The sequence below is a fragment of the Acetobacter oeni genome (genome assembly GCF_011516825.1).
Classification (GTDB): domain Bacteria; phylum Pseudomonadota; class Alphaproteobacteria; order Acetobacterales; family Acetobacteraceae; genus Acetobacter; species Acetobacter oeni.
This window is the reverse complement of the sequence record NZ_WOTA01000008.1, coordinates 94,373-109,987: the sequence shown is the minus strand read 5'-3', so window position 1 is coordinate 109,987 and position 15,615 is coordinate 94,373. Positions and strand designations below refer to the sequence as shown.

14 protein-coding genes, 1 tRNA gene and 2 pseudogenes are annotated in these 15,615 nt (G+C 48.2%); 15 read left to right on the top strand and 2 right to left on the bottom strand.

Going from position 1 to position 15,615, the window contains the following annotated elements; all coding sequences use genetic code 11:
- Positions 1–102 precede the first annotated feature (102 nt).
- Positions 103–1,392, top strand: a complete 1,290-nt coding sequence (locus GOB90_RS07420; RefSeq protein WP_408740445.1) for an ATP-binding protein — start codon at positions 103–105, stop codon at positions 1,390–1,392.
- Between the two features lie 55 nt (positions 1,393–1,447).
- On the opposite strand, the gene GOB90_RS07415 is transcribed toward GOB90_RS07420, so the two are convergent.
- Entirely contained in the window at positions 1,448–1,951 is a 504-nt protein-coding gene (locus tag GOB90_RS07415) for an outer membrane protein assembly factor BamE (protein WP_242011873.1), read from the bottom strand.
- Positions 1,952–2,216: 265 nt separating this feature from the next.
- Here GOB90_RS07415 and GOB90_RS07410 point away from each other — a divergent pair, with 265 nt between their 5' ends.
- The 8 genes and pseudogenes from GOB90_RS07410 to GOB90_RS07375 all read left to right on the top strand — a co-directional run bounded on the left by GOB90_RS07410 (position 2,217) and on the right by GOB90_RS07375 (position 7,284).
- Complete coding sequence (locus GOB90_RS07410) at positions 2,217–2,789, top strand: DUF177 domain-containing protein (protein ID WP_146887062.1); 573 nt, start codon at positions 2,217–2,219, stop codon at positions 2,787–2,789.
- Positions 2,790–2,940: 151 nt separating this feature from the next.
- Positions 2,941–3,144 (top strand): 50S ribosomal protein L32, encoded by a 204-nt coding sequence (rpmF, locus tag GOB90_RS07405; RefSeq protein ID WP_146887060.1) that lies wholly within the window; start codon positions 2,941–2,943, stop codon positions 3,142–3,144.
- Between the two features lie 76 nt (positions 3,145–3,220).
- The gene (gene plsX, locus GOB90_RS07400; protein ID WP_146887058.1) at positions 3,221–4,321 is read left to right on the top strand and encodes a phosphate acyltransferase PlsX; all 1,101 of its coding nucleotides are present in this window, start codon (positions 3,221–3,223) and stop codon (positions 4,319–4,321) included.
- A gap of 90 nt (positions 4,322–4,411) precedes the next feature.
- Complete coding sequence (locus GOB90_RS07395; protein WP_146887056.1) at positions 4,412–5,377, top strand: beta-ketoacyl-ACP synthase III; 966 nt, start codon at positions 4,412–4,414, stop codon at positions 5,375–5,377.
- Between the two features lie 79 nt (positions 5,378–5,456).
- Positions 5,457–5,750 carry an integration host factor subunit alpha gene (locus GOB90_RS07390; RefSeq protein WP_146887054.1) on the top strand — a complete coding sequence of 98 codons (294 nt, stop codon included), beginning with the start codon at positions 5,457–5,459 and terminating at the stop codon, positions 5,748–5,750.
- Between the two features lie 74 nt (positions 5,751–5,824).
- Positions 5,825–6,059 (top strand): annotated as a pseudogene (locus GOB90_RS19910) (MerR family transcriptional regulator); the annotation flags it as partial.
- Positions 6,060–6,572: 513 nt separating this feature from the next.
- A tRNA-Pro gene (locus tag GOB90_RS07380) sits at positions 6,573–6,646 on the top strand.
- Positions 6,647–7,023: 377 nt separating this feature from the next.
- Positions 7,024–7,284: a transposase gene (locus tag GOB90_RS07375; RefSeq protein ID WP_173571981.1), complete on the top strand. Its 261-nt coding sequence runs from the start codon at positions 7,024–7,026 to the stop codon at positions 7,282–7,284.
- Positions 7,285–8,251: 967 nt separating this feature from the next.
- On the opposite strand, the pseudogene GOB90_RS07370 reads toward GOB90_RS07375, so the two are convergent.
- Positions 8,252–8,572, bottom strand: a pseudogene (locus GOB90_RS07370) (IS5 family transposase); the annotation flags it as partial.
- Between the two features lie 1,228 nt (positions 8,573–9,800).
- On the opposite strand from GOB90_RS07370, the gene GOB90_RS07365 reads away from it, so the two are divergent.
- From GOB90_RS07365 to GOB90_RS07340, 6 genes are read left to right on the top strand one after another with little or no spacing between them, the layout of a single operon-like run.
- Positions 9,801–10,232: a hypothetical protein gene (locus tag GOB90_RS07365; protein WP_146887043.1), complete on the top strand. Its 432-nt coding sequence runs from the start codon at positions 9,801–9,803 to the stop codon at positions 10,230–10,232.
- Positions 10,233–10,253: 21 nt separating this feature from the next.
- Entirely contained in the window at positions 10,254–10,712 is a 459-nt protein-coding gene (locus tag GOB90_RS07360) for a hypothetical protein (RefSeq protein ID WP_146887041.1), read from the top strand.
- Complete coding sequence (locus GOB90_RS07355; RefSeq protein WP_146887039.1) at positions 10,699–12,048, top strand: terminase large subunit domain-containing protein; 1,350 nt, start codon at positions 10,699–10,701, stop codon at positions 12,046–12,048. Before GOB90_RS07360 ends, GOB90_RS07355 begins: the two co-directional genes overlap by 14 nt.
- 45 nt (positions 12,049–12,093) lie before the next feature.
- Positions 12,094–13,599, top strand: coding sequence for a phage portal protein (locus GOB90_RS07350; RefSeq protein WP_173571979.1), 1,506 nt, complete (start codon positions 12,094–12,096; stop codon positions 13,597–13,599).
- Positions 13,600–14,172 (top strand): phage scaffolding protein, encoded by a 573-nt coding sequence (locus GOB90_RS07345; protein WP_146887037.1) that lies wholly within the window; start codon positions 13,600–13,602, stop codon positions 14,170–14,172.
- Between the two features lie 12 nt (positions 14,173–14,184).
- Positions 14,185–15,552, top strand: a complete 1,368-nt coding sequence (locus GOB90_RS07340) for a DUF4043 domain-containing protein (protein ID WP_146887035.1) — start codon at positions 14,185–14,187, stop codon at positions 15,550–15,552.
- Positions 15,553–15,615 lie beyond the last annotated feature (63 nt).

Below are 15,615 nucleotides of genomic sequence, written 5' to 3'. Positions count from 1 at the left end.
CCGGATGTTTTCCGAATCGAAGAGCCTGTGAAACGGTGGCAACAATTCTGGAGCAGTGAGGGACTGGATCGTTCCGTGCGCCGTGTCCTGCCCCGCTCATTCTTGGTTCGTTCCCTGCTTATCGTTCTGATACCCATGCTTGTGACGCAGGGGATCGCGCTCGAACTGTTTTACGGGAATTATCTGCGTGTTATGTCGCGCAGATTATCGGAAGGCATCGCCTCGGAGATCTCGTTCTCGCTTGATCTGCTGGAACGGTATCACGGACGAGGGGATCGGGCGTGGCTGATCAGGCAGGCTCATACCAGGACCCAACTGGTGATGGAGTGGCATCCGGGTGACCACCTGGGGAAACTGGGCTCGACCCACGTTGTCGGGCCAATGGATGAAGATCTCGTCCACGAATTACAGAGCGCCATTGCATACCCGTTTTTTATCGACTGGCTGAAAGACCCGCATACGGTTTTTATTTCGATACAGCTCCCGGACGGTGTTCTGAGTGTTGATACGCCCCGCAAACGTCTTGATGTCGGGCAGTTATGGCTGTTCGTTTTGTGGGCGCTGGGAAGTTCTCTGCTTCTTTTCGCGATCGCGGCTGCCTTCATGCGCAATCAGGTCCGGACAATCCGTCGTCTGGCCAATGCGGCAGAGCAGTTCGGACTGGGGCGTGATATCGGACCGATCAGACCGGAAGGCGCACGGGAGGTAAGGCAGGCCGCGATTGCCTTTAACCGCATGCAGGACCGTATTTTCAGATTCGTATCACAGCGAACGGCGGTTCTTGCTGGCGTGTCGCATGATCTGCGAACTCCGCTCACACGGCTCAGGCTTTCTCTGGCCATGTTGCCCCGGAGCGGCGTCGTTGATGCCGGTCTGCTTCGGGAAGACTTTACTGATATGATTGCGGACGTGGCCGAAATGGAGCGCATGATTGAGGGATATCTTTCATTCGCGCGTGGTGAAGGCGCTGAATTGCCGGAGCGGCTGGATGTCGGATCATTGCTGGAAGAGGTAGCGGGATCGGCGGCCCGGGCCGGCACCATGGTCCGTTCTGTCAGCTGTGTCCCCGGCCTCGTATTAGAGGCAAGGCCGGATGCAATGCGGCGAATGCTGACCAATCTGGTGGAGAATGCCCGTCGGCATAATGCCGGTGTCTGGCTGTCCGCTTACGATGAAGGGAATACGGTTATCATCGAAATCGACGACGATGGTCCGGGTATTGCTCCGGACAGGCGAGAAGATGTTTTTCGTGCATTCGCAAGCGGTGCCAGGGGTGGAACAGGCCTTGGTCTGACGATTGTCCGTGACATCGTTCGGGCACATGGTGGCGATATCAGACTGGCAACAAGCCGCATGAACGGATTAAGTGTCCGGATCGTACTGCCCAGATAGAACCGGGCTGAGATGCTGTTTCGGCGTTTATAACCGGCCAGAATAAACTACCCGATCAAGGCAGTGAATTGCCTGCGCCGGCATGGCCCGGACCGCTGTTGCTGCCCATCGGTCCTGTTGCTCCGCCACCGCCAAACGAATTGCCGCCCATCATGCCCGACATCGGGTTGTAGCGGCCAACATTTCCGAGAATTTCCTGAAGAATGTTGATCTTCGTTCCCGGTGTCGGTGTTTTTTCCTGGATCATGCCCGGGTGCTTTGCATCTTTCAGATTAAGCGTCCGGAGTACGCGCAATGTGCCAGCCTGATCGAAATTCAGGACCACGACCTGCTGCTTCGTGATCTTTGGGAAGTTGGCTGGCTGAGGGACCGTCATCATTGAGACATAAATCCACGTGTTATCATCAAACGTGGCTCTTGCTGTGGGCGAGCCCAGCAGATCGAGTGCATCCGCACGATTACTGCTTCCGGGCTTCAGCTGCTTATAGTCATCGGCTTCAATAAGCGAACCGCGCGGCATTGGCGTGGACTGGAAAACGGAACAGGCGGACAGCAGCATGACGCCCCCCACGAAGGCGAAAGAGCGTGCTGTCGTGCGAAGGCGAGCTCCCGCAGTGGTGGCAGGCAAAGTCTGGATGGAGGCGTCGCAATTCGACATCGGGTTAATCTGCTATCCTTATTGAGTGCATGACTACTCAGGTTTTAAGGCATTGTTGTGCGGTGCCTTATACGCTGAGTTCTGTCAATTGGTTAGTGGCGACTCTTGTCTGAAACACTTGTATGATTCCCGTTTGTCAGCCCCTGTTCCCTGAAGGAGACACATTGTGACAGATGCCCGGCCGCCGGAATTTTCTCGCCCGGTTCTTTTGCGGTCACTGCGTGATGCCCGGCAGGACACCCCGCGTGAAATTACAGTTGAAGCGACTTCGGCGGAATGTGCCCGTGTGGCGCGGCGGCTGGATATTCCGGCTGTTGCCAGTCTGACCTGCCGTTACAGATTGAGTCCTCAGCCTCGGGGGGCCATCATGGCCGAAGGTGCTCTTACCGCGAGGCTCATGCAGACCTGCGTTATGACTCTGGACGATTTCGAGGACGTGATTGCTGAGCGGTTTGTTATTCGATTCGTTCCTGTGTCTGAATTCCGTGAGGATCAGAGTGGTGATTATGAGGGGATTGACGAGATCCCGTACGATGGGGACAGCGTTGATCTCGGCGAAGCTGCGGTCGAGCAGCTTGCGCTTGATCTCGATCCATATCCACGACGCCCCGGAGTCGGGTATCCTGCCGGAGTGACAGCAGATAAGGACCTGTCGCCAGACACAGTCAGCTCGCTGCCTGACGAGCCTGTGCGGCGTCCGTTTGCGGGGCTCGCTCAGTTAAAACGGCCCAAAAAATAATTTTATGACTTCGAAGCCGGGTGCTCATCCGGTGCTTCACTTCTTGCAGAAACCCGGTGGGTCTGATAGAGGCCCCCGCTCAATTGCAGTTTTTGTCGGGGCCTGTCCGAGGGCGGTTCCGGCATGTTATCGTTTCCCTGGAGCCTGACCAATGGCAGTACCTAAAAGAAAAACCTCGCCCTCTCGCCGGGGTATGCGTCGCAGTCATGAGGCATTGCGTGTTGAAGCCTTTGCCGAATGTGGCAACTGCGGTGAACTGAAGCGCCCGCATCATGTGTGCAGCCATTGCGGGCATTATGATGGACGTGAGGTTATTGCTGCCGGCAAGGCCCTGAAAGTCGCTGTCCGCGCCTGAGCCGGCCCGTCGGTTTGAAGAGCTTCAACCTTGATGTGGCAGCTGCCGGCCTGAAACGGGATGGCGGAAACCATTCATGAGTGAGATTGACCGCCCCGACGAGTTGTCGGGCTTGCAGGGTGAGCCATTTGCGCTGGCTATCGACGCCATGGGCGGAGATGGCGGGCCGGATGTCGTTATTGCAGGTCTGGCGATTGCCGCTGACAGGCATCCGGGTGTACGGATTTTGCTTCTTGGTGATGAAAATCGTCTGAAGCCAATTCTTGCGCGTCACCCTAAGGCAGCCGCGATCTGCGAGATCCGGCATGCTGCATCTTCTATCAGTATGGATATGAAGCCGACGGCGGCCCTGCGAGTCAGAGACTCATCGCTTCGTATGGTCATGGATGCCGTGGCTGCCGGAGATGCTGCGGGCGTTGTTTCGGCCGGAAACAGTGGAGCTATGCTCGCGCTGGCAAAGATTATCATCAAAACATTACCGGGGATTTCGCGCCCTGCAATGGCGGCTATCAGCCCGAGTATGAAGGGCGATGTCGTGATGCTTGATCTGGGAGCGAACGTGGCATGTGATTGGCGTAATCTCGTTGAGTTCGCAGTCATGGGTGAGGCTTTCGCCAAGGCTGTTCTGGGCTTGCCCGCGCCGTCAATCGGTCTGCTGAACGTGGGTGCCGAAGAGCTTAAGGGTGATGAAAAGCTTCGCCAGGCAGCGGAAGTGTTGCGCGAAAGTCCTCTCGCATCGCAGTTTCATGGGTTTGTTGAAGGCCACGATATAACGGCCGGAACGACGGATGTCGTTGTGACTGACGGTTTTACAGGTAATGTTGCGCTGAAAACCGGCGAGGGGGCCATGAAGATGGCGTCCGGTTTATTTCGTAAGGTCTTTACGAGCAGCCTGCTGGGGCGTGTCGCTTATTTGCTGGTGCGTCCTGCTCTGGAACGTATGAAGGACTGGCTGGACCCGAGGCGTTATAATGGTGCTGTGTTCGTTGGGCTGAACGGCGTTGTCGTTAAGTCGCATGGCGGAACAGATGCTGAGGGTTTTGCGGCTGCGGTTGATGTCGCCATGGATATGGTGACACACGATTTTAACGACAGTATTCGCGTGCGTCTCGTGCCAATGGCTTCGCTGACTGCAAATCGTTCTAATGTCGAGCAGGAGCAGGAAGCTGTGGTCTGATTGATGCGGCCTCGTTCGCGTCCGATAAACCGGGCTGCTCCTGCGCGCTGAAGGGCAGGACTTCTGATCCTGACCCTTAAAGGTGTTCTGATGGCAACACGTTCAACACTCGCCGGTTTCGGCAGCTATCTCCCACGACGTATCGTCTCAAATGATGAGCTGGCGCGGCGACTCGATACGTCGGATCAGTGGATACGGGCACGGACCGGGATAGGACAGAGGCATATTGTCAGCGAAGATGAAACGGCTGTCAGTATGGCGTCGAGTGCTGCGAAACGGGCGCTGGAATTTGCGGGCATTGCTCCTGAATGTGTTGACGCTGTTCTTGTCGCGACCTCGACGCCGGATCAGGTTTTTCCTGCTACCGCGGTTCGTGTACTGAACGAACTGGGTGTGAAAAACGGCTTCGGATTTGATATTGCAGCTGCCTGTTCAGGATTTATTTACGCTCTTTCAACGGCCGATGCTTTCATTCGCGCCGGGCAGGCAAAGTGCGTGATTGTTATCGGGAGTGAGGTTTATTCCCGAATTCTGGACTGGTCAGACAGAGGAACGGCTGTCCTTTTCGGAGATGGCGCCGGTGCTGTTGTGCTCAGAGCGGAGAATGATGAAGCTGACCGTGGTCTGATCGCTACACATCTTCATGCCGATGGTGCGACTGGTGATCTCCTCTATGTCGATGGTGCCATAGGGCGACCGGAACATACCGGATTTCTCAGAATGAGTGGTCGTGATGTTTTTCGCCATGCTGTTTCCAAGCTTTCATCATCCGTTGATGAGACACTTGAAGCTGCCGGGTTGACTTATAGCGACGTCAACTGGCTTGTTCCGCATCAGGCTAATATTCGTATTATTGAAGGGGTTGCGCGGAAACTGGCGCTTCCGATGGAACGCGTGGTCGTAACAGTCGACCGTCACGCTAATACGTCCGCAGCTTCTATTCCTTTGGCACTCGATGAAGCTGTCAGGGATGGAAGAATCCGTCCCGGGGACCTCATTCTGATGGAGGCGCTCGGGGGAGGGCTTACCTGGGGATCGGCACTGGCGCGCATTTGAGCGTGAGGTTAAGTCTGAAAATTGGTTTGGTGAAAATGGTTGGAATTGACCGGCCGTTTCAGCGTGTTACCATACTGTTATGAGCACCGTGACGCGCGCCAGCCTTGCAGAGCAGATCTACACCCAGGTGGGATTGTCGCGGACTGAATCCGTCGCCTTTCTTGAGACTGTCTTGGAGACCATGGCGAAAGCTCTGGAAGCGGGTGATTCTGTTAAAATCAGCGGATTTGGAACTTTTATGGTTCGCCGTAAGGGGCGCCGAAGTGGTCGGAACCCTAAGACAGGTGTGGAAATACCGATTCTTCCAAGATCCGTGATTGTTTTTCGTCCCAGCCAGATCCTTCGTTCTCGCGCGAATGGCGGACAAGAATGAGCGAAAGTCAGGCTCGGGGAGAAAATAACTCTGCCGCATCTTCTGACAACTGGCACGAATGTGAGGCGAACGGGCAAAGCAGAAAAGGCCCGCTGGCGTTTCGTACAATCAGCGAAGTGGCAGATGAACTAAAAATCCCACAGCATGTCCTTAGATTTTGGGAGGCTCGGTTCGAGCAGGTCCGCCCGTTGAAAAGGGGAGGAGGGCGTCGATACTACCGTCCGGAAGATATCGACCTCTTACGATCTATTGCTGATCTTTTATATGTCAAAGGGTACACCATCAAAGGTGTGCAGCGAGTGTTGCACGGGCAGGGTGAGGAAACTGCTGGCTCTGATCAGGCAGATGTAAAAGAGAGTATTAAAAATCCTACTAATACTGAATATTTGTTTGGCGATGCGTCTCCACAAGAAAAATGCAGCGATGAAAAAGCAGTAGCGTTGCCGAGCATTAACAAGAACTTGACGTCGTTGTCAGACTATCAGTGTGTCTGTGAGGAAAATAGTCATTTACGCAGTGGTTTGCTAAATATCTTAACTGAACTTCAGTTTATTAAAGATTTAATTTTAAATATCGAGTAATTATTTTTTTTGTTATGAAATGTAATGTGTGAACATTGGGATTTATTTATATAATCTATTAGTTTAATAACTTATATTTTATATAATTAGCTATAAGTTACTGAATATATTTAGAATTATGTTGTTATATAAAAATTTAAATACAGATGAGAGAGTTGATTAATCTGTGTTGGGGCTTGATATCTTCAGGTAGCTTGTCATGTTGCGAATCTTCCGCTATATTGCTGTCAATAGAAATGGACGGGCAGTAGCGCAGTCTGGTAGCGCATCAGTCTGGGGGACTGGGGGTCGTGGGTTCGAATCCCGCCTGCCCGATAATTGCTTTCTGTTATATTGATAGTAATAATCTATCTTATGACGTAAATTCTGCTCTTTGTTGAACATTCTTACATATTTATACTGAAAAAATTAAGTATAGATAAATATTATATTCAATATTTTCTGCGGAAGTTTATTAAAAAACTAGAAAGTGTCGGTTGTCGCAAGTAGGTTGCTGCGGAAAGGTATCAGCTTAATGACCGTGTTGTATTGTCGTTGATACGGTACAATTCGTGAATTTTCTACTTATGGATAGAACGCTTTGCACTGTCGGATGCCCAGTGGGCGCTGATAGAATCACGCTGCCTTCGAAAACTGATTGATCCAGGATGGAGAGGGCAGAACTGCCCACCTTTTCAGGGGGGAGGGGGGCGATGCTGTGGATTGTCCGAATGGGCAGTTTATGGCGTGATCTGCCTGTTGTGTTCGGTAATTGGAGCAGCATTTTCCGTCACTTCAACGACTGGCGTGCTGCCGATGTGCTCAATACGGATTTTCGATATTTTGTCCGGTGGGTGGATCCGGACATGGAATATGCCATGGCTGACGAAACGATAGTGAAAGTCCACCGCTACGGTCAGGATGTAGAAGGGAGACTCAGAGGCAATCCTCAAGCTGCTCGAAGAACGGCATGACAACGAAAACTCTCGTGTTGACGAATGCTCCGGGCAGTCTCGTGTGTTTCCGCTGATTGCCGGTCTCGAATTCATGCCGGCAAGGCGTTCGACAGGCTATCATCGCTGAACGAATGAAAGGGGCGTCATGGCTGTCATCTCCCAGCATTCAAGACGTTCAAAGTGGCTACAGTCTGACCGGGAATATATGAACGGCGGCATTTAATCGAAAACTTTTTCTGTAAGTTCAAAGAATTCAAACGCATTGCCGTGCATGCCGACAAAATCGACAAAAGCTTCAGCGGCATGATCCGCCTCGCAGCGGGCTTCATCCACTCACAATGAATCCCCACAAGCCCTAAACCACTGAGGATGATTTGGTTTTATCAGGCGATGCTCAATCTCATTGGTCTCATAGATTATGTTGAAACGCATGGAGCGTGATTAAGTCGCATGCTGTGGTCGGCTGGAATAATGTGAATCTAGTAAGTTATAAAGAGGCGCTTCGGTTCTTCGGACAGTTTCAAAGGGCCGGTAAGCTGGTTATTTACTCGTGTATTTTGATGATGTATTATTTTCACGCGGTGGAAAGAAATCTTGGGGGCAGATATGCTATAGAAGCGGCATACCCACGCACGTGTACGAACAGCAATACAGCGATCGGGAGGGTCGCTCCAAGCGCTGATCGGGAGTTTGAGATTAACCTGACGACAGTGGCAAAATGGCGGGAATGTCAGCGTTCTGAGGATCAAAAGGCGGCCGCTCAAAGAGCCGTGCTCAACTTTCTTGTCCGGCGGATAAAGCAATGGTGGCCGCCTTTCGTTGTCATACCCTTGTTGCCTTTAGACGACTGTCTTTATGCCTTGCAGGCAACTGCTCCACATCAGACATGCTCAGCTGCGGCATCACTGTTTTCAATGTATGGGATCTCACGTCTGTCTGGCATTGAGGGCGACAAATCAAAGCGGTAGTGCCTTAGGGCGTGTCGTCAGTTAAGCAGGATGATGATGGAAGCGAACTGGACTGCGGCGAGGAACGTTGCTTTCAGCTTGTCGTAACGGGTGGCGACAGCACGGAACTGTTTAAGCTTATTGAAGAAGCGCTCGACCAGGTTCCGTTCCCGATAAAGGGCAAAGTCAGTTTCCCGTATCGTCTTCCTATTACTTTTTGGCGGAATGACAGGCGTGATTCCACGCTGCGTCAGCTTGTCGATCAACCTGTTCGCATCATACCCCTTATCGGCGAGGAAGGCGCCCGGTTCGATATTTTCGAGAAGCGGTTCAGCCTGGGTAATGTCCGCCTGCCTCCCCAAAAAACCGGGAAAACAGTCACCACAGACAGTCAGAAAGTACAACCCTCACTCACCGGCACGTTTAACTGACGACACGCCGTAGGAGCTATTCGACTGGTTTTTTTCATATCGTCATCGATCGGACGAGCAGGCTTATGGTGACGTAACTCGCAGACAAGTTGGTAGAAAAATGGCCTGAGCGTCTCCGGAACACCTACTGCGTCGCGCCATATCGGATACATACCATCCTCATCCAGACACTTCCATTATGACAGCCACGATCAGTTAAAGGCACATTTCCAAGGCCATAATCGCTGATAAGACTTTTGATGCTGATCCACTTTCAGAAAAGCTGGCAGGGGGAGTATTGTGATAATCATTCCGTCAAAAAGAACTACTATAGCCTATGCAAAAACGAACAACACACCGCGTAGGATATGATATAATTTTCGTGGATAGAATTAATCAGATTTAGTTATATTTATTAACTGCGATGCTCTGTGTGTAACAATATAAAAATATTTATAGTTAAATTTTATTATATTAATTAAATTAATTTAAAATAAATATTACGGAAATTATCATTAAATAAAATTTATCCATAAAAACTTTTTTCTCTTCGAGAAAATTAAAAATTGCAGAATGAAATTTCATTTGGACATTTTAAAAAAATAGTTTTCATATGAATATTATATGATACTATGAGGCTGACGGAGCGCGTGGTGGTGCGTGAAATCTTTCAAATGTCTTTTGTGGAAGGGAAAAGAGATCTGAGTTGAAAAGTAATATAGAGACAAATAAGAAAATAAGGCGAGTGTAATTTTTCATTTGTTTTTATTGCAATTTTTGCTTGGGTCTAAATAAATAATCAATCTAGATAGTAATTGCGCTTTCTGGATATGCATAAAATATGTATTTGGGTGATAAATATGGCCAGGAAATTTGAAGATATAGAGAGAGAGCGTTGTGTCCGAGCGCTTCCGGCCTGTCAGGAAAAGCGAATGTCTATCAGAGCTATAGCAAAGCACCTTGGTGTAAGTAGAAGCTATATACACAGGCTTTCAGTTCAGATGGGTATATCCTGCGGGGCAATGAAAAATGCCACTGAGCGCCGGAAAGAGGCGGGCTGGGAGCCTTTGCGCACCGGAAGCGACATAACATGTGATGCTATAGGCATTAAGTCATATTTCAGAACCCAAAATGAAGATTCGTTTTCGTCTTTGAGAGTAAGAAGGCGTTTGTCCGTATGAAAAAAATAGGCCGAGGTGATATCATTGAATTCAGACAGCGTTATGCTTTAATTTTAGAAAAAACTATTGCAGGAAGTATAATTTTTGTCCCAATTGAAATTAACGTACAATACAATCATAGAGCACTTTTTTGTGTTAAAAATTTTGCAGAACTAAACGAAAAAAAACTTTCTGAAAATAATTTATATGCACTATGTGTAATTGGCAGATCAAAAATAATCAATGAAATGAAGGTTTGCGCACATTTACATCCTGAAGACATTGATAGTATTGAAGAAATATCCATTATGGAATATAACGCCCGCAATAATGAAAATAGTTATGGTGTTAGCGGAGAAAGTCCACTAGCTCTTTCTACAGGCATGACGTCTGGTTCAAGCTCAGTTTGGAATAGGAAGCGCGCACCTGCGCGTCGTACCAGTTTGTAAATGAGGCGAACGCGAAACCCGATGGCGTACGGTGAATTCGTTGCGTTATGTGACTGTGTCGCAAAAACGGGTAATAGTTCTCATTGTATGCGATTGCTAGGGCGACCACTTGATGATCTTTATTACTTTTTAAAAAAAAATCCCGATGAAAGAGAGCGTCTGACTATGGCCAGATATCTTTTTCATGATGAATTGACTGCTTCTGTCCGTGAATTAGCTTTTGGAGGTATGCCTGGATTCAGGCGTGGAGAAAAAGGAAAAATTGTTACTGATGCAGATGGTCAGCCAATAGTTGACCGAGTTCCAAATGCACAGCTTATTGCAGCAGTTTTAAAGGATGGAGCAAGCAGACTTGCCAGAGCAGAAAAAACGGATTTAGTTCGTGCGGTTAGTTCTCTGTCTCGGGATGATCTGCAGGCCGTTAAAATGGAGATAGAGGCAGATCCGCCACCTGAGGTTGTCAATATTGGCAGGAAATAAAAAACTTAATGAAAAGCGGCATGCTCTAACAAACCCCCAAATGAATATTTATCAGGCTGGATGGAAATCAGATTCACGCTTCAGAGTTGCTGTTTGCGGACGTAGATTTGGTAAAACATTTGAGGCAGCAGAAGAGATGCGACGCGCTGTCAGGCTTGCTGTATCAAATAATATTAAACCTGAAGATGAAATTTGGTATGGAGCACCTACTTACAAACAAGCTAAGAAAATATTCTGGCCTCGTTTAAAAAATATTATCCCTCGATCATGGTTGAAATCTCCTCCGCGGGAGACGGATCTCTCTCTTGAAATCAATCCGTACGGTCATATTATCAGAGTTGTTGGTTTAGAAAATTTTGATGCATTACGTGGAACGGGGCTGTTTTTCTTTTTAGGTGATGAGTGGGCGAATGTTAAGCCAGAGGCTTGGTCAGAGGTTATTCGACCAATGCTTTCTACAACTCAGGGACATGCGTTATTTATCGGAACGCCAAGAGGCAGAGATCATTTCCATGATTTATATTTAAAGGGTCAGGATGGAATTGAAAAAGAATCCGGATGGTGGTCTTGTTCATATACCACGCTTGACGGAGGAAATGTTCCTGAACAGGAAATAGAAGATGCCAAAAGATGTCTGGATATTCGTCAGTTTCGACAAGAGTATGAAGCATCATTTGAGACATTTTGCGGGCGGTGTATTTATGCATTTTCCCGCGAGCACAATTTAAAAGATATATTTTATGATAAAAGCTATGCAGTCCATATAGGACTCGACTTCAATGTTAACCCAATGTCCGCTACTGTATGGCAAGAAAAAAAGGACAAAAACAACAATACTATATCTTATCAAATAGATGAAATTATATTGCCAACTTCGAATACAGACGAAATGGCAAGGGAGATTATAAAAAGGTATGGTGTATTAACACAATCGTTTTCAGGCGAGAATCATATTTCATGTGACAATATAACAATATATCCGGACCCTTCAGGTCAGGCGCGAAGAACATCGTCTTGCGGAAAGACCGACTTCTCAATTCTTAAATCTTTTGGGCTGAATGTAAATGTTATGAAGAAAGCTCCGGCTGTAAGGGACAGATTAAATATCACAAATGCCATGTTTGAAAATTCTATTGGTGAAAGAAGAGCCTATATATCACCTCGATGTCACCTCAGTATCGAGAGTTACGAGAAATATGTTTATCGTAACGGGACTTCTGAGCCGGATAAAGGTGGTGGTTTTGACCATCTTGTGGATGCAGCCGGATATTATTTTTTCTTTAGATTTTCAAATACTGATTCAAATGAATTAAAAGGAAATATTCTTGATAGGTAGTTTTATATTTTAACTATAAAATATTTACATTAGATAGGCGAGAAATTGGACTGGTTTGAATTAAAAAAAACGATGATGTTTCCATCATCACTGTCACGTCGTACCCGAGAACTTCTAGCGTTTGAAAAAGTTCTTGATGGCACATTATACGACCATATACCGTACCCATTTTTTAAAAGTTGTGATGCGGATACCACTTATATACCAATTAATCGACGGCGCCCTTCTATAAGAAGCAATCTGTGCAGTACGGTTGTCGATGATTCAGTATCTCTTCTTTTTAGTCAATCACACTGGCCCGCCGTAGTTACGAAGACGAAAGAGGGGGCTGATGATAATGACCGGGAGCATCTTTTACGAAATATTATATCAGATTTAAATCTCTCGTCAGTCATGGAGCAGGCGGCCGTAATGGGTTCGGTCGGGTCTGTGGCCATTCTGATTCAGGCGGTAGACAGTGAGCTTGTTATCGAAATTAAAAGAACATGTTTTCTGGAGCCAACATTTTCCCTTTTTGACGTGCGAAAACTTCTCAGAGTCAGAGAGCAATATATTGTTGATGCGGATGGACTCCTGCGAGCAGGATTCGGAGATCACCCTCCCGGTAATTACTGGTTTACCCGGGATTTTACAGAAAATGAGACAATCTGGTATCAGCCTGTCAGATTAGATAGTCCGCTTCGTGGGGAAGATGGGCTGATGCGTGATGACGTAAGATCAGTTAGTCACGGATTAGGGGTTGTTCCGATTGTATGGATCAAAAACCTTCCTGGAACAGATCCAGGGTCGCCTGATGGAAAATGTACATTCGCCGCCGGTATCGATACGATGATTGATGCTGATTACCTGCTCTCTCAAACTGTGCGCGGATTGCGATACTCTGCTGATCCGACGATGGTTCTTTCTGCTGACGAATATCAGTTGCCTGGCATGATGCCACAACAGATTCCAAAAGACGCATCTCATGCGATTTCTCTTCCACAGGGAGGAGAGGCAAAACTTCTTGAAATAAACGGCACTGGTGCGGCGGCATCTCTGAATATGTGGGAAGCATTGCGTGCTTTGGCACTTGAAGCCATGCATGGAAACAGAGCTCATGGAGATCGTGTTACGGCGGCACAGTCGGGAAGGGCCATGGAACTGATGTGTCTCGGATTAACGTGGCTCACCGGACGCCTCCGTCGATCATACGGGGAGTTTGGGTTTGTTTCGGTTCTGAACCTTATCTGTCGAATCAGCCAGGTTGTTCCGGAATTAAATATTGGTGGCAAATTCCACGGTCCCATTGAGGCCGGAAATATTTCACTGGTCTGGCCTCCATGGTTTGAACCAACTTTTGGGGACATGCAGACTATGGCCAATGCAGTGCAGGCAGCACGTTCTGCGAATGCAGTATCAGTGGATACAGCGATCAGGATGATGCGTCCGGCAACGCATGTTCAGCATGTCGGCGAGGAAAAAAATAAAATACTTGATGATATTAAAGCGCATGATGAACGTTTGAAAGCATTGGACGGACAGGTTCAGGACCGCGATCCAACTGAGGTATAAATGAAATTATTTGATAATGTTTTTTTCGCGCTCGATGATGGCGTTGCGGGTAACGGCGACCTCAATGGTGGAAGCAGATCGGTTGCGGATAGTGTGGCTGACGCCTTTTCAGGTCAGCTTGCACAGGTTCAGGCTGATCTGGCGGAAGCTCGAGCAAAAAATTCTGCAATGGAAGCTGAGCTTGAGCGCGCACGTGTCGATGCAGCTGCGACAGTTGATGCAAAAATTGCCGAAATGGCGGAGGTGCGTCGAAGCTCGGCTATTAAAGCAGCAGCTATTACGTCGGGACTTGTAGATATGGACTGTCTCCCGCTGCTCAATGCTTCAAATATTTCAGTTGACGCTGACGGAAATGTTTTCGGAGTGGAAGATGCATTTAAAGAGATGAAGACATGTAAGCCATTTCTGTTTTCATCTTACGAAAAAGAGGGAAAATTGACGGGAACTGCAAAGCTTTTAGCAGCTCCAAAAATTAAATCCGCTGGTCCGACGTCAGTGCGGGAAATGACCGAGTCGGATTACCGGGCATCGCTTAAAAAGATTGCACCTTCATATTCACGCCGTTTTAACTAAAGGATTTAACTCTTGGCTATTGACAATTTTCCTGCACAGCTCCAGCCAATTATTCAGGAAGGCTATCTTGCTCGTGAATTCGGTGCTGCACTTCAATCTCGCATAGCTTTCCGGGCGATTGCAGACCGTGAGATTTTTCCGAACCGTATTGGTGAAAGTATTACAAAAACACGGAAAGGTTTAAAGGCACCAGTAACGACGCCGATGAATCCGACTCAGAATACAAATTTCGACAACGGACTAACGCCTTCGACCTGGTCGGTGGAACAGTATACACTAACTATTAATCAATATGGTGACACTATTGATCTGAATGTAGTTAGTGAGGGAGTTGGCATTGCTGACCAGTTTCTTGCTAATGCAAACACTAATGGAATTCAGGCTCTTCAGTCTCTTGATCGTATTGCACGTAATACCCTGTTTGGCGGTGGTGATTCCGGTGTGGGTGGCTACATGGGGGGAAATACGCGTGTTTCGGCTACGCTGTCTGCATCCGGCACACAGGTATCTGTTGATGATATCCGGGGTTTTGAACGGCTATTGAATTCTGCGGGACAGGTAATTTCGGTCGCACAATCTTCCGGAATGACTGTTACCGTGGGGAGCAATGCTTACACGTTGGCGGGGGTCAGCTCTGATGCAGTCAACACATCGACTGCACCGTTAGGCCAGTCAGGAAAGCTGATTTTTTCTACCTCTGTTTCGGTGGCGGACGCCACGGCGGGTAACGCTGTGGTAGCCTCTACAGCTCCTCTTGTGCTTCGTCCGAATAACAGGCTTACGACTGCGCAGCTCGTTGCTCCTACAGGAAATTATGGTTCCAGCACCTACATCGCTGGGGACACGCTTGGAATCCAGACAGTTCTTGCGGCTGTTGCAGCTCTTCGGATGAATAACGTTCCAACCATTGACGGTGCTTATCATTGTTACCTGGACGATCAGCAGATGCTTGGTCTCTTCAGAGATGGTGATTTCAAGTATCTTTACCGGGGCGCATATGGAAGCGAGACATATCGTGCCGGGTCGGTTGTCGAGCTTCTTGGGGTAAGATTTATACCGACGACTGAGGCTCCTTTGCAGGCATCGTTAGGAGCCGGTGTTGTCCATCGTGCTATTGTCTGCGGTCAGGGAGCTCTCATTGAAGGGGATTATAATGGTGCATTGGATATCCCTGACAGCGACAAAGCGTTGATAGAGAATGTCGACGGTATTATGATGATTACACGGGAGCCTCTTGATCGGCTAAAACAAATTATCGCTCAGTCATGGTATTGGATTGGTGGTTTCGCTCTTCCGACTGATGCGACAGTAAACCCCTCTATCATTCCAACATCTACAAATAGCTATCTTAAAAGAGGCGTTATTATCGAAAGCTTGTAATATAAATTAGTGATTCATTGTCGATGAATCACTAATTCAGAAACTTACTTTTGGATATCTGTA